This is a genomic window from Pseudomonas sp. P7779 (assembly GCF_013386315.1).
GTDB lineage: Bacteria > Pseudomonadota > Gammaproteobacteria > Pseudomonadales > Pseudomonadaceae > Aquipseudomonas.
Window position 1 is genome coordinate 1 of the sequence record NZ_JACARZ010000128.1, and the last position, 20,834, is coordinate 20,834.

General features: G+C 61.5%; 22 protein-coding genes. 9 read left to right on the plus strand and 13 right to left on the minus strand.

The genetic code is table 11. The features are described from left to right. Positions 1-134: 134 nt before the first annotated feature. The 4 genes from HX869_RS28770 to HX869_RS28785 form a co-directional block, all read right to left on the minus strand. Positions 135-536: a biopolymer transporter ExbD gene (locus HX869_RS28770; protein ID WP_017478080.1), complete on the minus strand. Its 402-nt coding sequence runs from the start codon at positions 534-536 to the stop codon at positions 135-137. Between the two features lies 1 nt (position 537). After that, entirely contained in the window at positions 538-1,263 is a 726-nt protein-coding gene (locus HX869_RS28775; RefSeq protein ID WP_085984637.1) for a MotA/TolQ/ExbB proton channel family protein, read from the minus strand. Positions 1,264-1,313: 50 nt separating this feature from the next. Further along, positions 1,314-2,126 carry an energy transducer TonB gene (locus HX869_RS28780; protein WP_178904029.1) on the minus strand — a complete coding sequence of 271 codons (813 nt, stop codon included), beginning with the start codon at positions 2,124-2,126 and terminating at the stop codon, positions 1,314-1,316. 240 nt (positions 2,127-2,366) lie between these two features. Next, entirely contained in the window at positions 2,367-3,218 is an 852-nt protein-coding gene (locus HX869_RS28785; RefSeq protein ID WP_008433713.1) for a LysR family transcriptional regulator, read from the minus strand. 105 nt (positions 3,219-3,323) lie between these two features. Here HX869_RS28785 and HX869_RS28790 point away from each other — a divergent pair, with 105 nt between their 5' ends. The 6 genes from HX869_RS28790 (at position 3,324) to HX869_RS28815 (ending at position 8,779) form a co-directional block, all read left to right on the plus strand. Further along, on the plus strand, positions 3,324-3,785 hold the full coding sequence (locus HX869_RS28790; protein ID WP_134325533.1) for a nucleoside deaminase: 462 nt from the start codon (positions 3,324-3,326) through the stop codon (positions 3,783-3,785). Then, positions 3,772-4,971, plus strand: coding sequence for a CynX/NimT family MFS transporter (locus HX869_RS28795; RefSeq protein ID WP_003218123.1), 1,200 nt, complete (start codon positions 3,772-3,774; stop codon positions 4,969-4,971). The genes HX869_RS28790 and HX869_RS28795 overlap by 14 nt, the downstream gene beginning before the upstream one ends. A gap of 74 nt (positions 4,972-5,045) precedes the next feature. Beyond that, positions 5,046-5,978, plus strand: a complete 933-nt coding sequence (locus tag HX869_RS28800; RefSeq protein WP_003218124.1) for a LysR family transcriptional regulator — start codon at positions 5,046-5,048, stop codon at positions 5,976-5,978. A gap of 130 nt (positions 5,979-6,108) precedes the next feature. After that, positions 6,109-7,281, plus strand: coding sequence for an L-dopachrome tautomerase-related protein (locus HX869_RS28805; protein WP_178904030.1), 1,173 nt, complete (start codon positions 6,109-6,111; stop codon positions 7,279-7,281). A 12-nt stretch (positions 7,282-7,293) separates the two neighbouring features. After that, positions 7,294-8,175, plus strand: coding sequence for a LysR family transcriptional regulator (locus HX869_RS28810; protein ID WP_178904031.1), 882 nt, complete (start codon positions 7,294-7,296; stop codon positions 8,173-8,175). 292 nt (positions 8,176-8,467) lie between these two features. Further along, the gene (locus HX869_RS28815; protein WP_003218128.1) at positions 8,468-8,779 is read left to right on the plus strand and encodes a putative quinol monooxygenase; all 312 of its coding nucleotides are present in this window, start codon (positions 8,468-8,470) and stop codon (positions 8,777-8,779) included. Between the two features lie 38 nt (positions 8,780-8,817). Here HX869_RS28815 and HX869_RS28820 read toward each other — a convergent pair whose 3' ends face one another. Beyond that, positions 8,818-9,897, minus strand: coding sequence for a fatty acid desaturase (locus tag HX869_RS28820; protein WP_102367874.1), 1,080 nt, complete (start codon positions 9,895-9,897; stop codon positions 8,818-8,820). 101 nt (positions 9,898-9,998) lie between these two features. Here HX869_RS28820 and HX869_RS28825 point away from each other — a divergent pair, with 101 nt between their 5' ends. Next, on the plus strand, positions 9,999-11,003 hold the full coding sequence (locus HX869_RS28825; protein WP_003218131.1) for an AraC family transcriptional regulator: 1,005 nt from the start codon (positions 9,999-10,001) through the stop codon (positions 11,001-11,003). A gap of 145 nt (positions 11,004-11,148) precedes the next feature. Here HX869_RS28825 and HX869_RS28830 read toward each other — a convergent pair whose 3' ends face one another. Then, positions 11,149-11,514: a response regulator gene (locus tag HX869_RS28830; RefSeq protein WP_003218132.1), complete on the minus strand. Its 366-nt coding sequence runs from the start codon at positions 11,512-11,514 to the stop codon at positions 11,149-11,151. A 38-nt stretch (positions 11,515-11,552) separates the two neighbouring features. Then, on the minus strand, positions 11,553-12,239 hold the full coding sequence (locus tag HX869_RS28835) for a Crp/Fnr family transcriptional regulator (protein ID WP_003218134.1): 687 nt from the start codon (positions 12,237-12,239) through the stop codon (positions 11,553-11,555). Positions 12,240-12,322: 83 nt separating this feature from the next. Here HX869_RS28835 and HX869_RS28840 point away from each other — a divergent pair, with 83 nt between their 5' ends. After that, positions 12,323-12,847, plus strand: a complete 525-nt coding sequence (locus HX869_RS28840) for a DUF962 domain-containing protein (RefSeq protein WP_178904032.1) — start codon at positions 12,323-12,325, stop codon at positions 12,845-12,847. Positions 12,848-12,973: 126 nt separating this feature from the next. Here HX869_RS28840 and HX869_RS28845 read toward each other — a convergent pair whose 3' ends face one another. From HX869_RS28845 to dibA, 6 genes are all read right to left on the minus strand, one after another. Continuing rightward, on the minus strand, positions 12,974-13,954 hold the full coding sequence (locus HX869_RS28845; protein ID WP_003218138.1) for a sulfate/molybdate ABC transporter ATP-binding protein: 981 nt from the start codon (positions 13,952-13,954) through the stop codon (positions 12,974-12,976). Positions 13,955-13,957: 3 nt separating this feature from the next. Beyond that, positions 13,958-14,830: a sulfate ABC transporter permease subunit CysW gene (gene cysW / locus HX869_RS28850; RefSeq protein ID WP_003218139.1), complete on the minus strand. Its 873-nt coding sequence runs from the start codon at positions 14,828-14,830 to the stop codon at positions 13,958-13,960. Between the two features lie 13 nt (positions 14,831-14,843). After that, positions 14,844-15,662, minus strand: coding sequence for a sulfate ABC transporter permease subunit CysT (cysT, locus tag HX869_RS28855; protein WP_003218141.1), 819 nt, complete (start codon positions 15,660-15,662; stop codon positions 14,844-14,846). Positions 15,663-15,825: 163 nt separating this feature from the next. Beyond that, positions 15,826-16,836, minus strand: coding sequence for a sulfate ABC transporter substrate-binding protein (locus HX869_RS28860; RefSeq protein WP_003218143.1), 1,011 nt, complete (start codon positions 16,834-16,836; stop codon positions 15,826-15,828). Positions 16,837-16,912: 76 nt separating this feature from the next. Beyond that, positions 16,913-17,095: a sulfur starvation response protein OscA gene (gene oscA, locus HX869_RS28865; protein WP_003170956.1), complete on the minus strand. Its 183-nt coding sequence runs from the start codon at positions 17,093-17,095 to the stop codon at positions 16,913-16,915. 322 nt (positions 17,096-17,417) lie between these two features. Then, positions 17,418-19,328, minus strand: coding sequence for a phosphodiesterase DibA (gene dibA, locus HX869_RS28870; protein WP_177045619.1), 1,911 nt, complete (start codon positions 19,326-19,328; stop codon positions 17,418-17,420). Positions 19,329-19,494: 166 nt separating this feature from the next. Between dibA and desA the strand changes: the two genes are divergently transcribed. Next, on the plus strand, positions 19,495-20,679 hold the full coding sequence (gene desA, locus HX869_RS28875) for a delta-9 fatty acid desaturase DesA (RefSeq protein WP_087693634.1): 1,185 nt from the start codon (positions 19,495-19,497) through the stop codon (positions 20,677-20,679). Positions 20,680-20,834: the final 155 nt, after the last annotated feature.

The following is a 20,834-nucleotide window of genomic DNA, read 5'->3' on the forward strand; positions in this document are numbered from 1 at the left end:
CGCTGTAAGAGCGGAACCATAAGCCGCCGTTACCTAAATAATGGATATGTACCCAGCCCCCCAAAACCACAGCCCAAAAAAAAGGCCGCACCCTGCCAAGGAGACGGCCAAAAAAATTGTCGAGGCATTTGAAACTAACGTGCAGTAATCACCGACAGCTTGGTAATCCCCGCCCGCTCGATAGACGCCATGGCTCGCGCCACTTCGCCGTAGTTCACTCCATCATCAGCCTGCAGTTGCACCCGCACCTCCGGGTCCTTGGCCTTGGCCGACTGCAAGTTGAATTCCAGCAAATCCGGCTGGATTTCATCCTTGTTGATAAACAGTTTGCCGGCCGCATCAATGCTCACCACCAGCGGGTCCTTCTGCTCCACCGGGGCCACGGCCTCGGTCTTGGGCAAGTTGATCGGAATCGCATTGGTCAACAACGGCGCCGTGACGATAAACACCACCAGCAGCACCAGCATCACGTCCACCAGCGGCGTAACGTTGATCTCGCTCAGCACCTCATCACTGTCTTGCGTGGAGAAGGCCATCTCAGGACGCCTCCTTCACTTTTTGCGCGCCACCCTGGGCACCGGCCTTGCTCAGCGTCGGGTGCAGCAGCACACGGAACGAGTTCTTCTGCGCCAGGCTGTAGAAGTCGTGGGCGAAGTCGTCCAGGTCAGCAGCCGTGAGCTTCAGGCGACGCAGGAAGTAGTTGTAGACCAGCACCGCCGGCACCGCGACGGCAATACCCACACCCGTGGCAACCAGTGCCGCACCGATCGGCCCGGCCACGGTTTCGAGGCTGGCGGAACCGGCGGCGCTGATGCCTTTCAAGGCTTCCATGATCCCCCACACAGTGCCGAACAGACCGATAAACGGCGAGGTGCTGCCGATACTCGCAACCACGGCCAGGCCGGTTTCCAGGGAGCGACGCTCACGCACGATCTGTTGGCGCAAAGCGCGTTCAAGACGGTCCTGATGGTTGATCGCCTGGCTCAGGTCAGCAGCGTGTGGCGCCTCACCCACCTGGATCGCGGCGTAACCAGCCTGGGCCACACGAGCGGCGGCGCCGGGTTTGGTTTCAGCGAGTTCAGCGGCCGAGTCCAGGCTGGATGCCGCCCAGAACTGTTTGTGGAACTTGCGATCCTGGGACTTGAGGCGGCCGAACTGGACGCCCTTGAGCAGGGCCAGGCCCCAGGTAGCGACCGAAAAGACCACCAGCAGCCAGATCACCGCGCTTTCGATGGATTCAGTTGGAGATGCTAATGCCATGATGTTTTCCCTCTGTGCAGGTCGCGATGTGTCCAACACACCGCATCCAATAATTAATGAATCTTGAAATCGATCGGTACGCTGACCCAGCCGTCCTGGGCCACATCACCCTGCTTGGCCGGTACAAAACTCCAGCGCTTCACGGCAGCCAGTGCGGCTTCGTCGAGTTGCTGGCGACCACTGCTTTTCTGAATCTGGATCTCACCCGGCTTGCCGGTGGCCAATACATGCACCCGCAACAGCACCGTGCCTTCCCAACCCCGGCGCTGGGCCAGTGACGGGTATTCGGGCGCCGGGTTCTTCAGGTACGCGGCGTTGGCCGAGGCCGGTGTGACCGGCGCGGGCGCAGGCGGTGCCGGCGGTGCTGGAGCCGGTGGCGCGGGTACAGGCGGCGCGGGCGGCTGCTCGGCTACCGGTTTCGGTGCGGGCTTGGGCACAGGCTTTGGCACCGACTTGGGTTTCGGAATCTTTTTCGGCGCCGGCTTGGCGGCCAATTCATCAACCACCGGCGGCGGTGGCTCGACAACCGGTGGCGGCGGCGGTGGCGGTACAGGCGGTGGCGGCTCCACAACCGGCGGTGCCGGCTGGGAAAATTCGATCGTCATCGGCGGGATTTCCGGCGGCACAATCGGCAGCACCGGGGTTGGCTTCTGGCTGACCCAATAGATCACCGCGCCATGCAAGGCCAGCGCGAGAATCCCCAACAGGATCGCTTCACGCCGACTCAACACACCCTTCGGGGTTTTCTGCGTACGCAACTGCCCCAACGGCGCGCGATGCGGCCGGCCAAGGTCGACCAACTCACCACCCGGTGCGTGGCGCCACTGCGCCTCTTGTGCACTGGCGGCGGTCTGGACATTGCCCATTGATTAACTCCCCTGCGGTCTTAAGCAAAAAAACCGACGGGCCTGCCTTGGCGGCCGTCGAGGGCTGAATCATCGGGGGCAGACGCTTATCTCTTAAAGTAATCTTTAAAGTTATAGATAGATCTAAATTGAATAACCGAAACATCCGGATACGCCGAAGCCACGTCCTGCGCGGCCTGGCGCCGAGGGGGAAAATCTCAATGCTTTTGAGGCATACAAAATATTCACTGAAGGCATGGCTCAGCGTGGATTACCGGCACACAAATCCTGCAATTGGCGTAGCAACGCCTGCCCTGCCGCACCAAGGCCGTTACGGCCATACAGCGCCAGCCGCACGCCCTGCACCGCAGGCAAACCGCTGTCCGCGCCCAACACCACGTGCCCGGGCTGCACCACCCGCACCGGCAACAGGCTGATCCCCAGCCCCGCCGCCACCGCCGAACACACGCTGGCCAAGCTGGCGCTGGAATAACCGATGCGCCAGCGCCAGCCGCCCACCTCCAGGTGATGCAGCATTTCATTGCGGTACAGGCCGCCGGCGGGAAACGCCACCAGCGGCAGCGGATCACGTCCCAGGGACGGCGAACTGCGGCTGTCGACCCAACACAACGGCTCCGGCCAGGACACCAGGCAGTCATCGCTGTCACCCATTTGCTTGACCAGCAGCACGTCGAATTCACCGCCGCGATAATCCCGCAACAATTCCGGCCCCAAGCCGCTGGTGACCTCCAGGCGCACCCGGGGATAAGCCTGCACAAACGCCGACAGCAACGGCATCAGGCGCTCGGCCGCAAAGTCCTCGGGCACCGCCAGGCGCAACACGCCATCGCTCTGCTGATTGATCAGCACGTCGGCCGCCTCTTCGTGCAGCGCCAGGATGCGCCGCGCATATGCCAGCAAGCGTTCACCTTCCACCGTGGCCACCACGCGGCGCTGATCGCGGTCGAGCACCTGGCTACCCAGTGCATCTTCCAGGCGGCGGATCTGTTGGCTGACCGTGGACTGGGTCAAGTGCAGCCGCTCGGCCGCGCGGGTGAAATTGCCGCAATCGACGACGGCAACAAAGCTGCGCAACAACACGGGATCGAACATGGGCTCACCATTCCATTTGCCACTGATTGGCATGGTTATATTTAATTTCAGAATACCCCTGCGGCTGCCCATACTTCACGCCTCATTGCGCACGAAGGGTTTTCCATGACTGACGATCAACAGCATCTGCATCACGCCGTGCAACTGGCCAAGGCCAACGTAGCTGCCGGTGGCCGCCCGTTTGGTGCCGTGCTGGTGCGTGACGGCGAGGTGCTGGTCGAGGCGGTCAACGAAATCCACTTGAGCCAGGACCCCACCGCCCACGCCGAGATGCTCGCCATCCGTGCCGCCAGCCAACAACTCGGCCCGCGCCTCGACGGTTGTGTGATCTACGCCAGCGGCCAGCCCTGCCCGATGTGCCTGAGTGCGATGCACCTGTGCGGCATATCCCGCGTGGTGTTCGCTGCCAGCAACGACGTGGCGGCGCCCTTTGGTTTGTCCACAGCAGCGATCTACCAGCAACTGGCGCTGCCGCTGGCGGAGCAAAAATTGCCCGTGCAGCACCTGCCGCAGGCAGCGATGCAAGCCCTCTACCGCGAGTGGCAGGCCCTGCATGACGCTGAATAATTCATTCGCCGGCAAGCTCGCCGGTTGGGGTTTGCTGGTAGTGCTGGGCCTGAACCTGCGGCCCATCCTCAGTTCCATCAGCCCGTTGCTGGGGGAAATCCGTCTGGCCACCGGCCTGAGTTTCCAGAGCAGCGCCCTGCTCACCAGCCTGCCGGTGATCTGCATGGGCCTGGTGGCGTTGGTGGGGGTGCGCCTGGAGGCGAAGCTGGGGGAGCGTCGCGGAATCGCCCTGGGCTTGATGATGATTCTGTTGGCGTGCCTCGCGCGCTGGCTGTTTGGCCAGGCGCCGGCGCTGCTGGCCACGGCATTGTTCGGCGGTGCGGGTGTGGCGCTGATCCAGGCGCTGGTGCCGGCGATGATCAAGCGCCAGTTTCACCAGCGCGTGCCGTTGGCGATGGGGGTTTACTCGGCTTCGCTGATGGGCGGCGGTGGCTTGGCCGCCCTGCTCAGCCCGTTGGTGGCGGGGCATTTCCAGCAGTGGCAGGCGGGGCTCGGGATCTGGCTGCTACCGGCCCTGGGCGCACTATTGTTGTGGGCGTGGCTGCCATTGGGTGCGGCGAAAAACCCGCAGGTGACGGCGCCGTTCCAGGGCCTGCGCAACCGTCGGGCGTGGTTGCTGGCGCTGTATTTCGGCCTGGTGAATTGCGGCTACATGAGCATGGTCGCGTGGTTGCCGGCCTACTATCAGCAGTTGGGTTGGGGCGTACTGCCCAGTGGTTCGCTGCTGGCGTTCATGACGATCTTCCAGGTAATCGCCGCGCTGCTGATGCCGGCACTGGCGCAACGTGGCATTGATCGTCGACCGTTACTGAGCATCAGCCTGCTGGCCCAGACCGTGGGCTATATCGGCCTGCTGACGGCGCCGCTGGAGTTCCCCCACGTGTGGGTGGCGTTGATCGGTTTCGGCCTGGGAGCGTGTTTCGCCCTGAGCCTGTTGCTGACCCTGGATCACCGCCGCGACCCTCGGGAGGCCGGCCAACTGGCGGCGTTCGTCCAGGGCGTGGGCTTTTTGATCAACGCCGTATCACCGTGGCTGACCGGCTGGCTGCGGGAATTGACTGGCAGTTTCGTCAGCGCCTGGATGGTGCTGACGCTGACGGTGGTGGCGATGCTGATACTCACCCGGGTGTTCAGCCCGGCCACCTACCGCACAGGCTCTATGGATATGCAATTTGAATCTAGATAAAACAATGAACATTCTTTTGCGGAATAAGCGAGGCGATTAGAATCGCGGTTTCCTTCAGGACGCCGGAAAACTCCATGGACCTTCGCCAACTGCGCTACTTCATTGCTCTGAACGAGTACCGCAGTTTTGTGCGCGCCGCCGACGCCATGGGCATTACCCAGCCGGCGTTCAGCCGCAGCATCCAAAGCCTGGAACAGGAGTTTGGCTGTGTGCTGGTGGACCGCGCCCACAAAGACCTGCGCCCCACTCCCGAGGGCCAGGTGGTGTTGCAACATGCCTTGTCGCTCGTTCAGGGCGCGGCGCGGCTGAGCCACGAAGTCACCCGCATGACCAAGCTCGACGCCGGCGAATTGCGCTTTGGCTGCGATGCCGTGGCGGCGGTGAACCTGGTGCCTGGAGCGATCGCACGGTTTGTCGGCGCTCATCCACGAGTACGCAGCGGTTTGCATGTGGATAACTGGGAAAAGCTCGGACGCAGTTTGAGTCGCGAAGAGATCGAATTCTTCATCGCCGATGTGCGCCACTTCGAGGCCGATCCGAATTTCCAGACCCAGGCCCTGACACCCCGGCGCAATGTATTTTTCTGCCGCGCCGGGCACCCGTTACTGGCCAAGGACAGCCTCTCGACCAACGACTTGTTTGACTACCCGCTGGCCACACCGCTGATCGCTCCCGGGGTACGCAAGCTACTGGCCAACCTGAGCGGGCGTGTCGACTTTTCTCCCGCTATCGAACTGGAGCAGTTTGCGGCGCTGGCGGCCATCGTGCACCAGTCCAACGCGATTGGCCTGGGTGCCGAGGATGCGTTTGCCGAAGACTTTGCCCGTGGCGCACTGACGGTGCTGCACTGGCGCAACGTGCCTCACAGCCTCGACAGTTTGAACAACCGCTGCGGGATCATCAGCCGTACCGGGTTTCGCTTGTCGCCGGCGGCGAAGGCGATGATCGAAACCCTGATCACCGTGGATACCCCCTCTGCTGAAGCAAGCTTGCTCGCCCGCAATTAAAAAACCAGGCTTGCGCGCGACAGCCCATTCTCTTGATTTCAATGAAACTGTTATCGGCAATCAGCGGGTTTTTTCGCCTGCCGGGAACCGACACCATTGGCTCCAGAACAGAAAAACCTGGAGCCCTGCCATGTACTTGAAATACCCAATCAGTTGGACTGCCCTTGCCTTGGCAGCGGCCCTCACCGGCACCGCCGCCCAGGCTTCCATGCCGGCGAACCTGCCCGCCGATCAGAGCGTTGGCGCCATCGAGCAGGTGCACGCCTTCCACGATGCCATGCCCACCGGCGTGAGCGTTACCGAGACCGGACGCATCTTTGTCAACTTTCCTCGCTGGGGCGACGAGGTGCCGTTTACCGTCGCAGAATTGCGCGACGGCAAAGTCGTACCCTACCCTGACCAGGCGATAAACCAGGCCAACCCCAAAGACCCGGCCAAAGGGTTTATCAGCGTACAAAGCGTGGTGGCCGACGGGCGCGGACGCCTCTGGATACTGGACACCGCGGCGCCTGGCTTCTCGCCTCCACAGCCAGGTGGTGCCAAGCTCGTCGCAGTTGAGCTCACCACCAACAAGGTGGTCAAGACCCTCGTATTCCCGAAAAACGTCATGCTGCCCGGCACCTACGTCAACGACATGCGCTTTGATTTTCGCGTGGGTGACCAAGGCGTGATCTATATCACCGACTCTTCACTTACCGGCCCGGGCGCGATCATCGTCATGGACATCGCCAGTGGCACGGCCATACGCCGGCTCAGTGGTGCACCCTCGACCTCGGTCGACCCGAACTTCGTACCCACGGTCGAAGGCCAGGTCCTGAAAGTGCGGGATGCCAAAGGCGGCACCCAGCCTTTTGCCGTGGCTTCGGACGGCATCGCCCTGTCGGCTGATGGGCAGACCTTGTATTTCTGCCCGCTGTCGAGTCGGCACCTGTACGCCATCCCCACGGCACTGCTGCGTGACGAGACAGTCAGCGAAGCACGGCTCGAAATGGCGGTCAAAGACCTCGGGGAAAAAGGCGCCTCGGACGGGCTTGAAGCCGACGCCTCGGGGGCCGTGTATGCCGGCGACTACGAAAACAACAGCGTGCGCAAACGGCTGGCGAACGGGCAATGGCAGACCATCGTCCATGATCCGCGTGTGCTCTGGCCCGACACACTGTCAATCGGTCCTGATGGCTACCTGTACTTCATCGCCAATCAGCTGCACCGCCAAAGCATCTTTCACGCAGGCAAAGACTTGCGCCAGAAACCCTACAGCCTGCTGCGCGTGAAGATCGATGCCGCGCCGGCGCCCACACACTAGCGGCGCCGAAGCATGAATATTGATGCGTTGAACCTGTTCATGCGATCAACAGAGCTGGGCAATATCACCGCAGCCGGCAGGGAGCTGGGACTCGCGCCCTCGGTGGCCAGCCACAAACTGGCGAAGCTTGAAAAATACCTGGGCATGCGCCTGCTGCATCGCACCACCCGCCAGGTCAGCCTGACCGAAGACGGTGCGCTGTTTCTGCCCCATGCAATCCGGGTGCTGGCAGCCGTGGACGAGGCCTATCTGGTCGCGGTGAAAGGCAAGGACGTGGCCAAGCGGGTGTTAAGAGTATCCGCCCCCGGGTCCTTCGCGCGGATGTGCCTGATGCCGGCCATTACCCGGTTCCTGCACGCCAACCCGAAGCTGAAGATCGACCTGATACTGTCCGATCAAATGCAGGACCTGACCGAGATCGGGATTGATGTGGCAATCCGCATCGCCGCCCTGAAGGACTCATCCCTGGTGGCGCGCAAGCTCGGCTGCGACAGACGCATCCTGTGTGCGGCACCCGCCTACCTCCAGGCGCATGGCGAACCGACTTCACCTGCGGAGCTGGTCAATCATTCCTGCATCCTGCTGGGCGACGAGGACCATTGGCGTTTCGTGGGTGCCCAGTCACACAAAGTCACGACAATCAGTGGTTCGCTCAGAGTCAATTGCGGCGAAAGCGCACGGCTTGCCGCGGAGGGTGGGCTCGGCATCGTCTCTGTTTCACAGTGGAATGTCAGGCCCTCACTGGAAAGCGGCGCATTGGTGGAAATCATGCCGTCCTGTGTCCTGGAGCAAACCCGGGATATCTGGGCGATCTACCCCAGCGCGCGGTTGATCTCATCCAAGGCTCGGGCTTTCGTCGAGTTCATGATCGCCGAGTTCCAGGGCGATTTTTAGCATAGGGAAAAAATCATGACGGTGACTCACCAAGCTGCAGGCAGAACAAATCTCGCGAGCGGCCCACGCGTTGTTCGACTAGGGGTGACAGACTTGTCGTTCCATCGGGTTACCGCTGCGGTGGTAGCGCTGGTGTTGCAACGCATGGGCCTGACCGGACAAAGACGGCCGTTCGATTCCGAGGCCTTTTACGAATTCTGAATTCGCGGCAGGCTGGCTACAAGGGCCTGCTCACTGAGGCTAGTTTGGCGATGCAGATGTTCTGCAAACTCCCCAAACCGAGGATTCCAACATGCTCTACCTGGTTTTCAGCGGCACCATCAAAGAAGGCAAACAGGCCGAGTTCTATCGTGATGTAGCGGCCGTTTCACAAAAGCTCACCCACCAGCACGACAAGGCCGTGGTCTATCAATGGCATAAGGATGAAGAGAACCCCAACCGGTTCTTTCTCAACGAACAGTGGGAAAGCGTCGCGGACCTGCACGCGCATTTCGAAACGCTCTACAAAGCCTTCGGCCCGGCGAAACCCACCGAGCGCCTGCCGGCGAAAATCCTCGCGTACCTGGATGAAGCACAGGTGAACTTCTACCAGGCCATTCAGTAAATCGCACCCGGTCACCCCAGGGTGACCGGGACGCTTGCTCAGCTCGCTGTCCTTTCCACCGGGTTGAGTTCGCTCAGCCGTCCCTCCTGGCGCGCAAACCGATTGGCCCGGGCAAACGTGCCAAAATCGTTGAAGCGCACGCCCATCTCCGCCATCACCTTGTGCGCCGTTTTCACCGTCATCTGGCGGATGTAGAACGGCTCCTTGACCACAAAGTGATGAATCCCGTGGGTACTGCCGAAATTGAAGCAGAACGCCTGCAACGGCCACAACCACCATGGGTTGAGCACCTGGGTTTGCTGGATCACATTGCCCGGCTCGATGTCGCCGTAGTAGTGCATGTTGGAGCTGACAAAATGCAGGCAGAAGGTGCGCAGCACGTTGGGCCCGATGATCACCACGGCGGCGATGTCGATGATGTGCATCACCGCCAGCGTGTTGGCCGACCAGTCGATCGGCGCGCCCAGCAGGCTGGCGATGCCATTGGCGGCATGAAAGCCGAGGAACACATACCACGCGCCCCAATGCAGCAGCGCCAGCGGTGCGTAGACCAGCGCCGTGCGCTTGAGAATGCCCAGCTTGTGCTTCCAGGACGGTGCCCGCAGCACCCGGATCAGTGCCGACATGATGTTGTCGCCGACCATCAGCAAACGTGCCAGGCCCCACGGTTCACCGTTGGTGATCGCGCGCTCTTCGATGTCGGTTTCGCTGCCGGAAACCTTGTGGTGATTGAGGTGGATATGGCGCCGTACCCAAGGGTTGATGGTGCTGGGCCGCGCCAGCCACACCAGGCCCATCATCAGGTTGTGGGGCAGGCGCTGCTTGCGAAAGTACATGCTGTGGATCAGGTCGTGTTCCAGTTCGTGGGTCAATGACGCGAGGAATGCGTTGAGCAGCAGGCACACCCACCACGCCATGTGCCCGGTGATATACAGCGCCGCCGAACCCAGCATGCCCACCAGGGCAAAGGCCAGGATGCCCGCGCCCAACGCATCCTGATGCAGCAGCCAGGGGTGGCGCTGGCGCAATAACAGCCCCTCGGCCAGCACCACTTCACGGATATGCGCTGAACGCTGTTGTGCGTTCATCTGCCGGGGACTTGCAGAAGTACCGTCCATGCTTCCATCCTCTGTCTTATTGATGCGTACATCCTGCCCTATGCGATCTGGCGGGACGCTAGCCCCACACGCCAACCTGTTGACCGCAAGCGCCAATCAACATGACCGAACCGACCTCTCTCGCCAGCTGGACCCGCGCCCTGCGCAAGCAGCTCGACGCCCTGGGCCTCGACAGCGCCGCGCTGTGCGCCCAGGCCGGGCTCGACCCGCAGTTGATGGAAGATCCGAACGCGCGCTACCCGCTATCGGCCACCACGCGCCTGTGGGAACTGGCGGTACAGGCCAGCGGCGACCCGGCGATTGGCTTGCGGGTGTCGCGGTTTGTCAGCCCCACCACCTTTCACGCGCTGGGTTATGCGCTGGTGGCCAGCGGCAGCCTGCGGGAAGTGTTCGAGCGGATCGTGCGCTATCACCAGGTGGTCAGCGACGCACTGAGCCTGGAACTTAGCCGGGAGGGCGAACGTTACCGCTTTCGCCTGCAACAGCCCGCCGGTACACCCGCACCCGCGTTTGAGGCGATTGATGCGTTCGCCGCGATTTACGTGCGCACCTGCCGCAATCGCCTGGGCCGGGAGTACGCGCCGCTGGCGGTGTACCTGCGGCGGCCCGAGCCGGCTGATCCCAAGCCGTGGCACACGGTATTTCGCGCGCCGGTGTTTTTTGCCGCCGAGGAAGACCGTCTGGAATTTGCGGCCCGGGACTTTGACAGCCACCTGGACGATGCCAACCCTGAGTTGGCCGAGCACAATGAAACCGTGCTCAAGCGCACCCTGGCGCAACTGCGGCCGCTGACCTGGGAACGCAAGGTGCGTTCGGCCATTGAGGCGCAGTTGCCTGACGGTGAACCGAGTGCCGAGCGCATCGCTCAGGCGTTGCATTTGAGCTTGCGCAGCTTGCAGCGGCATCTGGCGGATGAGGGCTGCCGGTTTGATGCGCTGCTGAACGAATGCCGGGAGAACCTCGCGCTGCTGCATCTGCGGGATCCCGAGTGTTCGCTGGCGGAGATCAGTCATTTGCTGGGGTTTGCCGATACCAGCAGCTTCAACCGGGCGTTCAAGCGCTGGACCGGGATGACGCCGGGGCAGTTTCGGGATGGGTTGAGGTAGCTGGAGTTGCGGCGGCTGTGAGGGCCTCTTCGCGAGCAAGCCCGCTCCCACATTTGACCGCATTCCAATGGATGTACTCGGTCAAATGTGGGAGCGGGCTTGCTCGCGAAAGCGGTCGATCAAACACCACAAAAGCCAGTGGCAGTCAGCGCCCGCGATCCCGCCGCAACACTTTCTTCACCCGCGCCACCAACGCCCGGGCTTCAAACGGCTTGAGCAAATAATCATCCTCATGCAATTCCAGCCCACGCAGCCGGTCTTCAATCCCGTCCGGCGTGGTCAAAAACAACATCGGCGTCTCACCCTTCAACCGGATCGCCTGCTGCAGCTTCCAGGCATTCAGCCCCGGCAGCATCACATCCAGGATCACCAGGTCGTATTCGGTGCTTTCCACAAAGCGCAGGGCCGCCATGCCATTGGCCGCCACCTCCACCGTGTAGCTGGCCTCTTCAAGACTGCGGCCCATCGCCTCGGCCGCCTCTGACTCGTGTTCCACTAGCAGGACGCGCATAACACACCTCGAATAATCGTGAACGCAGGCTACCACCCTCAGGCATGCGCCGCCTCGCGCAAACGTTGCGGGTCGAGGATTTCGATCTCGCCATAGCCCAGCCGCACGATGCCCTGGCCTTGCAGGTCCTTGAGCAACGCATTGGTGGTCTGGCGCGACAGGCTCAGCATCGCGGCCAGGTCTTCCTGGGGCAGTTGCAGCACCTGCCGGGCCTGCTCGATGTCGCCATAGCCCTCGGCGATCATCAGCAGGCGGTGCGCCACCCGCACCGACGCCGGCATCAGGCTCAATTGCTCGATATTGATAAAGGTCAGGCGCAGTTTCTGGCTCATCAACAGGGCCATGTCGCGCCAGTAACGCGGAGTCTGTTCAAGAATGTGCAGCAACGCCGGCTGCGGTACCTGCAGCAACGTACACGGCCCGACGGCGCAGGCATCGTGGGTGCGGGGCAACCCGTCGAACAATGAGATTTCGCCGAACCAGTATGGCAACTCCGCCAGGCTCAACACTGCCTCCTTGCCCTGCTCGTTCACCGCGCTGATACGCAGGGAGCCCTCCAGCACCGCATACAACCCACACGGCGGATCGCCGCGCTTGAACAGGTATTGCCCCGCCGTCAGCTGCCGCAACCGGGCGCTGGCCAGCAAGCTATTCTGTAGATCAGCAGGCAGATGGCTGTACCAGTGACCGGTGGCCAGCCGTGGGTGCCATTTCTCTACATCCATGCGAACTCCGAAGATTGTCGGCCAGTTGACAGTGTGTCGTGGGCCTACAGGGCATGATCAAACATCCTACAGGAGGAACAACAATGAAAAGCCTCGTCGACCATCTCAGTCAATACGCCGCCTACCACCGCGACCCGCGCAATATCGCCAGCCACTTTATCGGCATCCCGCTGATCGTGGTGGCCGTGGCCGTGCTGCTGTCACGCCCCGAATGGACGGTGGCCGGGCTGTGGCTGTCGCCCGCGGTGGTAGTGGCGCTGCTTTCGGCATGGTTCTACCTGCGCCTGGAACTGGCGCTCGGCGTGCTGATGACGGTGCTGATGGGCCTGTCGGTGTGGGCCGGGCATGTGCTGGCGGCGCAAAGCACGCTGGTGTGCCTGAGCAGTGGCATCGGCATGTTCGTGGTGGGCTGGGTGATCCAGTTTGTGGGGCATTACTACGAGGGGCGCAAGCCGGCGTTTGTCGATGACGTGTCCGGGTTGATCGTGGGCCCGTTGTTCGTGGTGGCGGAGTTGGCGTTTCTGGTGGGGCTGCGGCATGACCTGAAGCGGCAGATTGAAGAGCGCTCAGGGCCCGTGGCCGTGCGGCACAAGAACGCCACGGCCTGAGCAACACTGGAGATCCAAATGTGGGAGCGGGCTTGCTCGCGAAAGCGGAGTGTCAGTCACCGGATGTACCGACTGAACCACCGCATTCGCGAGCAAGCCCGCTCCCACATGGGTTTTGCGGCGCTTTTAGGCTTTTTGCCAGACCTTGGGCTTGAAGAACAACGTCTCGCCCCGCGCCAAACCCGTCAGGCTGTCGTGGTCTTTCACCACTTCAGCCTCGATCAACTCGCTCTGGCCTTCGACCTTCAGGGTCACCCGGGTGGTCGCGCCAAGCGGGCGAATATCACGCACTTCAGCCGCGTGGTGGTCTTCCAGTTCATGGCGCGACAACGACACTTCATGCGGGCGGAACAGCACGTGCTTGTCTTCACCCAAATGCAGGCGGTTGGAGTCCCCGAGGAAGTGATAAACAAAATCACTGGCCGGGTTTTCGTAGACTTCGCCCGGTGAGCCAATCTGCTCGATCACGCCCTTGTTCATCACCACGATGCGGTCCGCCACTTCCATGGCTTCTTCCTGGTCGTGGGTCACGAACACCGAGGTCAGGTTGATGTCTTCGTGCAGGCGCGCCAGCCAGCGGCGCAGTTCTTTACGGACCTTGGCATCGAGGGCGCCGAAGGGTTCATCCAGCAGCAGCACTTTCGGCTCTACCGCCAGGGCGCGCGCCAGGGCGATACGCTGGCGCTGGCCGCCGGAGAGTTGTTCCGGGTAGCGATCCGACAACCAGTCAAGCTGCACCATGTTCAGCAGCTCGTGGACTTTTACGGCGATCTGGCTTTCGGTGGGGCGCTGGTTTTTCGGTTTCATCCGCAGGCCGAACGCCACGTTGTCGAACACGGTCATGTGGCGGAACAGCGCGTAGTGCTGGAACACAAAGCCGACGTTGCGATCACGCACGTCGTGGCCGGAGACGTCTTCACCATGGAACACGATGTTGCCGGCATCCGGGGTTTCGAGACCGGCGATGATCCGCAGCAGGGTGGTCTTGCCGCAGCCGGACGGGCCCAGCAACGCCACCAGCTCGCCACTCTGGATGTCCAGATTGATGCTGTTCAGGGCCTTGAAGGCGTTGAAATTCTTGCTGACATTACGGACTTCGATCGACATGACTTATTCCTCACCAGCACTTTTGCGCAGGCGGTTGATACGGTTCTCGCTCCACTGCTTGAGCAGCAGGATGAAGAGCGCCAGGATCAGCAACAGGCTCGCGACGGCAAACGCGGCGACGTGGTTGTATTCGTTGTAGAGGATCTCGACGTGCAGCGGCAAGGTGTTGGTCACGCCGCGAATGTGGCCGGACACCACCGACACCGCACCGAACTCACCCATGGCCCGCGCGGTACACAGCACCACGCCGTAGATCAGGCCCCACTTGATGTTCGGCACGGTGACATGCCAGAACATCTGCCAACCATTGGCGCCCAGCAGGCGCGCGGCCTCTTCTTCCTGGGTGCCCTGCTCCTGCATCAGCGGGATCAGCTCACGGGCCACGAACGGCACGGTGACGAAGATGGTCGCCAGCACGATGCCCGGCAAGGCGAACACGATCTGGATGTCATGGTCCTGCAGCCACGGGCCAAAGAAGCCTTGAGCGCCGAACATCAACACGTAGACCAGGCCGGCGATCACCGGCGATACCGAGAACGGCAGGTCGATCAGGGTCACCAGGATACTTTTGCCACGGAACGAGTACTTGCTCACGCACCAGGCGGCGCTGACGCCGAACACCACGTTGAGCGGTACCGAAATCACCACGGCGATCACCGTGAGTTTCAATGCCGACAGCGCGTCCGGCTCAAGGATCGCGGTGAAGAACGCACCCAGGCCATTCTTCAGGCCCTGGGACACCACGATAAACAGCGGCAGCAACAAAAACAGGAAGAACACCAGCCAGCCAAGGCTGATCAGGATGCGTCGGGACACCGCACTGCCACGACGGGCAGCGTTGGCCGAGGACGCGGCGGAAATAGACGATTGGGACATGTTCCGCGCCTCCTTATGGGTGTTCGATGCGCCGCTGCAGCAAGTTGATCAGCAGCAGCAGGACAAAGGAAACCACCAGCATCAGCACACCGATGGACGTGGCGCCGTGGTAGTCGTATTGGTCGAGCTTGACCATGATCAGCAGCGGCAGGATCTCGGTTTTCATCGGCATGTTGCCGGCGATGAAGATCACCGAACCGTACTCACCGACACCTCGTGCAAACGCCAAGGCGAAGCCGGTCAACCAGGCAGGCAGCAGCGCCGGTACCAGGATGTAGCGGAACACTTGCAGGGGCTTGGCGCCGAGACAGGCGGCGGCTTCTTCGATTTCCCGGGGGATATCGGCCAACACCGGCTGCACGGTACGCACCACGAATGGCAGCGTGACGAAGGTCAGCGCGAGAGTGATGCCCAGGGGGGTGTAGGCGATCTTGAAGCCCAGGTCGGCGGCGAACTGGCCTACCAGGCCAGTGGGCGTGTACAGCGCGGTGAGTGCAATACCGGCGACGGCGGTGGGCAGGGCGAACGGCAAGTCGATCATCGCATCGATGATCTTGCGCCCGGGGAAGGTGTAGCGCACCAGTACCCATGCCAGCAGGGTACCGATCACGCCGTTGATGATCGCGGCATACAACGCAGTGCCGAAGCTCAGTTTCAACGCCGCCAGCACACGCGGTGCGGAGATGATGTTCCAGAACTGATCCCAGGTGAGTTGAGCGGCATGTACAAACATCGCCGCAAGGGGGATGAGTACGATCAGGCTGAGGTACACCACGGTGTAGCCCAGCGTCAGCCCGAAGCCGGGTATGACGGGGGAGATACGACGCGACATAAGAGTCCTTGGTTAGCGGGTAGATACCACTGTAGGAGCGAGCTTCTGTGGGAGCTGGCTTGCCTGCGATGCCGGCACCTCGGTGTACCAGTTACACCGAGGTGATGCTATCGCGGGCAAGCCCGGCTCCCACAGAAAGCTGGCTCCTACAGTTTGATTTTGCTTACTGCGCCGAGTAGATCTGGTCGAACACGCCACCGTCATTGAAGAATTTCGGTTGGGCAGTTTTCCAGCCGCCGAAGTCTTTGTCGATAGTCACCAGGTCCAGTTTCGGGAACTGCTGGGCGTATTTGGCGGCGACTTTCTCATCGCGTGGGCGGTAGAAGTTCTTCGCCGCAATCTCCTGGCCAGCCGGGCTGTACAGGTGCTTGAGGTACTCGGTGGCGATCTCGGTATTGCCCTTTTTCTCGGCGTTCTTGTCGACCACGGCCACTGGCGGCTCGGCGAGGATCGACAGCGAAGGTACAACAATGTCGAACTTGTCGGCGCCGCCGTCTTCCTTCAGGGCCAGGAAGGCTTCGTTTTCCCAGGCCAGCAACACGTCACCCTGACCGTTGTTGACGAAGGTGATGGTCGAACCGCGCGCGCCGGTGTCGAGGATCGGCACGTGCTTGAACAGCTCTTTCACGTATTCCTGGGCCTTGGCTTCGCTGCCACCGGCTTTCAGGCCGTAGGCCCAGGCGGCTAGGAAGTTCCAGCGGGCGCCGCCGGAGGTTTTCGGGTTCGGGGTGATCACCGACACGTCTTTCTTGATCAGGTCGCCCCAATCCTTGATGCCTTTAGGGTTGCCCTTGCGCACCAGGAACACGATGGTCGAGGTGTACGGGGTGCTGGCGTCCGGCAGGCGGGTTTGCCAGTTTTCCGGCAGGGTCTTGCCCAGTTTTGCGATTTCGTCGATGTCGCCGGCCAGGGCCAGGGTCACGACGTCGGCGCGCAGGCCGTCGATTACCGCGCGGCCCTGCTTGCCCGAACCACCGTGGGATTGCTGGATCTTGACGTTGTCACCCGGGTGCGACTGCTTCCAGAAGCTGGTGAATTCAGCGTTGTAGTCCTGGTAGAGCTCGCGGGTGGGGTCGTAAGACACGTTGAGCAGTTCGTAATCCTTGGCAACAGCGGAACCGGCAAACACGGCACTGGCCAGTGCTGCCAGGGCATAACGGCGAATCGACGACATAGAAGGCTCCTGAAATTCTTGGGTGTTGGCTTTTTTCTTATAGTTGCGGGTCTTGCAATCGAATCGCCGGAGTTGCTCAGCTCGGTTTGTTGCCCGGGTTCTGCAAACGGAATTTCTCTTTGCGTTCGATTTGTACTACCTGGGCGTTGTGCACAGTGATTTCCACCGCGCCAAACCGCAGATCGCGCAGGGCGCTCTGGATCTCGCGCAAAATGGCTGCTTCGTCCTGGCCGTCAACGCTACGTAGAGATGCGCTCATGGTCGTGCTCCTGAAATGAGAAGTGCCTCGCAGTGGCGGCACTGCTTGCGGCGTGAGGGCGATAGTAGATAAGCGCAGATATTCTTAAAAATACTATTTAAGAATGTTTATATAACCAGAAAGAATTTTCTGATGGGACGTGGGGTTGCGAGGGGTTTGGCGGGACGACCCGTGAAATAAAGCCGTGTGGAGATCCAAATGTGGGAGCGGGCTTGCTCGCGAAGGCGGTGGGTCAGTGACAGATTTGCTGACTGACACACCGCCTTAGCGAGCAAGCCCGCTCCCACATTTTGGCCCTGTTTGAAATCAGGACAGGCGGTGGTTAACGAATTGTCGGCGCCCTCGCCCAATCCAGCTCACTGGCCGGCATCGGCCGACCAAACCAGTACCCCTGGCCCAGGTCACAGCGCTGTTCCAATAGAAACCGCGCCTGCTCAACCTGCTCGATGCCCTCGGCATGCACCTGCATGCCCATGCTCTGCGCCAACGCGATCACTACCCGCACAATCGCCGCATCGTCTTCATCCCATGGCAACCCGGCGACAAAACCCTGGTCGATCTTGAGCTTCTGCACCGGCAAGCGCTTGAGCCGCAGCAGCGATGAATAACCGGTGCCAAAGTCGTCGATGGCCAGGCGCAAGCCGAGCTCACGCAGGCGATGCATTTGCTCAAGGGCGACTTCCGGGTCTTCCATCACCGCGCTTTCGGTGACTTCCAGCTCTAAAAGCGCCGGATCCAGCCCCGTGTCGTGCAGCACCTTGGCCACTTGCTCATACAGCTCACGCCGCGCAAACAGGCGGCTGGACACATTCACCGCGAGAAACGTCAGCGGTGCGCCGTCTGCCAGCCATTGGCACATCTGGCGGCAGGCCTGGTCCATGACCCAGGCGTCGATGTCGGCAATCAGCCCGGTGCGCTCGGCAATCGGGATGAATTCCCCCGGCGGCACCAGCCCGCGCTCCGGGTGCTGCCAGCGCACCAGGGCTTCGACGCCGATCATTCGGCTGTCTTGCAGGTCGTGCACTGGCTGGTAGTAAACCCGCAGCTCCTGCTGATCCAGGGCGCGGCGCAGTTCACCGGCCATTTCCACGCGGTGCTGGGCGTGGGCGGTAAGCTCTTCGGTGTACAAGGCGTAGCCTTCGCGGCCGGCGCTCTTGGCCTTGAACAACGCGGAGTCGGCGTTGCGCAGCAGTTGCTCGGCGCTCAGCGCGTCGCTGGGGAACAGGCTGATGCCGATGCTCACGCTGATAAACAGTTGATGGCCGTCGAAGATGACCGGTTCTTTCATCGCGTCGAGAATACGTTGCGCCAGGGCGGCGGCCTGGCCCACCTGTGGACAACTTTCCGCCAGCACCGCGAACTCGTCACCGCCCAGGCGCGCCAGGGTCACGCCGGGGCCGAACAGGCCTTGCAGGCGCTCGCCGACGGCCTTGAGCAACTGGTCGCCGACGTTATGGCCGAGGCTGTCGTTGATGATCTTGAAATGGTCGAGGTCGAGCAGCAGCAAGGCGCAGCCACGTTTATGGATCTGCGCGGAGGCCAGGGCCTGTTCGGCACGATCGGTGAACAGCAGGCGGTTGGGCAGGTCGGTCAGCGGGTCGTGATGGGCCAGGTGCGCCAACTCGCTCTCGGAGTGCTTGATGGCGCTGATATCGGAGAACACCGCGACGTAGTGGCTGATATGGCCCTGCTCATCACGGATCACCCGGATGGTCTGCCACTGTGGATAGATTTCGCCGCTTTTACGGCGGTTCCAGATTTCACCGCTCCATTCACCGTCACGTTCCAGCGTCTCGAACATCGCCTGGTAGAAACTGGCCGAGTGGCGCCCGGACTTGAACAGGCTCGGCTGGCGCCCCAGCACGTCTTCGCACTGGTAGCCGGTGATTTCGATAAAGGCCCGGTTGACGTGAACAATCAGCCCCTGGGCATCGGTGACCAGCACCCCTTCGCGGGTGCAATCGAACACGGCGGCGGCCTGGCGCAGGCGCTCGCGGTTTTCCTTCAGTGGCTGCTGGATCAGGTTCGCCCGGGCAAAGTGCGCGCAGAGCAGGTAGATCGCCAGGGCACTGAGGCTGACCCACAGGTAACCGCGTATCTGAAGCCAGCGGCCCAGCTCCACGGGTTCATCGATAAAGTTGATCAATACCTGATGGCTGAGCTGAATCCACACAATCGAAACCAGCAAGTACATCAGCCCGGCACGCAGGGCACCTCGGTATGAAAACAGCATATGTTCAGTAATCCTTACTAAAAAACCAGATTCGCCCTACAAAGGTTACGGATTATAGAATAAGAAACATCCAGTCACTCCTATCTGAAAGGGCGGCTGGTTTTATCTGTAGGCTTAGTGATAATGCGCAAGCTGGTTTTTTCTTTATCTGAGGGCCATACAGCCTATGTGGTACAACGGTTTTCTTGACTTGTCGGCCTGGCAACTGGTGGCAGTCACTCTGTTGATGACCCACGTGACCATTGTCGGGGTCACGGTCTATCTGCACCGCTATTCAGCCCACCGCTCCCTGGAGCTCAATGCTGGCCTGAAACACTTCTTCCGCTTCTGGCTGTGGCTCACCACGGCGCAGAACACCCGCGAGTGGACCGCTATCCACCGCAAACACCACGCCAAGTGCGAAACCGTCGACGATCCCCACAGCCCGGTGATCAAGGGCCTGTCCACCGTGCTGCGCAAAGGTGCCGAGCTGTATCGCGCCGAAGCCGAGAACCCCGAGACCCTGCGCATCTACGGCAAGAACTGCCCGGAAGACTGGATCGAGCGCAAGCTCTACACCCCGTACCCGCTGCTGGGCGTGGCGATCATGGGCGTGATCGACCTGCTGCTGTTCGGCACCATCGGCATCACCATCTGGGCCATCCAGATGATGTGGATCCCGTTCTGGGCTGCCGGCGTAATCAACGGCCTGGGTCATGCCATCGGCTACCGCAACTTCGAATGCCGCGATGCGGCCACCAACCTGATTCCCTGGGGCATCATCGTGGGTGGCGAAGAGCTGCATAACAACCACCATACCTACCCCAACTCCGCCAAGCTGTCGGTGAAGAAGTGGGAGTTCGACCTGGGCTGGGCCTGGATCAAAGTGTTCAGCTTCCTGCGCCTGGCCAAGGTGCAACGGGTCGCGCCGATCGCCCACCGGGTCGAAGGCAAGGGCAGCCTGGACATGGACACCGCGATGGCGATCCTCAACAACCGCTTCCAGATCATGGCCCAGTACCGCAAGTTGGTGATTGGCCCGCTGGTCAAGCAGGAACTGGAAAAGGTCGATCACTCGGTGCGCCACCAATTCCATCGCGCCAAGCGCCTGTTGTCGCGGGAGACCAGCCTGCTGGATGACCGCCACCACGTGCGCATCCAGAGCATGCTGGAACACAGCCAGGCCCTGAAAGTGATCTACGAGAAGCGCCTGGCGCTGCAACAGATCTGGCTGAAAACCAGCACCAACGGCCACGACATGCTGGCGGCGATCAAGGAATGGGTGCACGAGGCCGAGGCCAGCGGGATTCAATCCCTGCGGGACTTTGCCCATCAGCTGAAGACCTATTCGCTACGGCCTGCCGCGGCCTGATACGGCTGTAGCGAGCCGATTTTTTGTGGCAGGGGAGCTTCTGTGGCGAGGGAGCTTGCTCCCGCTGGAGTGCGCAGCGCTCCCAAGATTTTGGGGCCGCTACGCAGCCCAGCCGGAGCAAGCTCCCTCGCCACAACAAGCTCCCTCCCCATAGC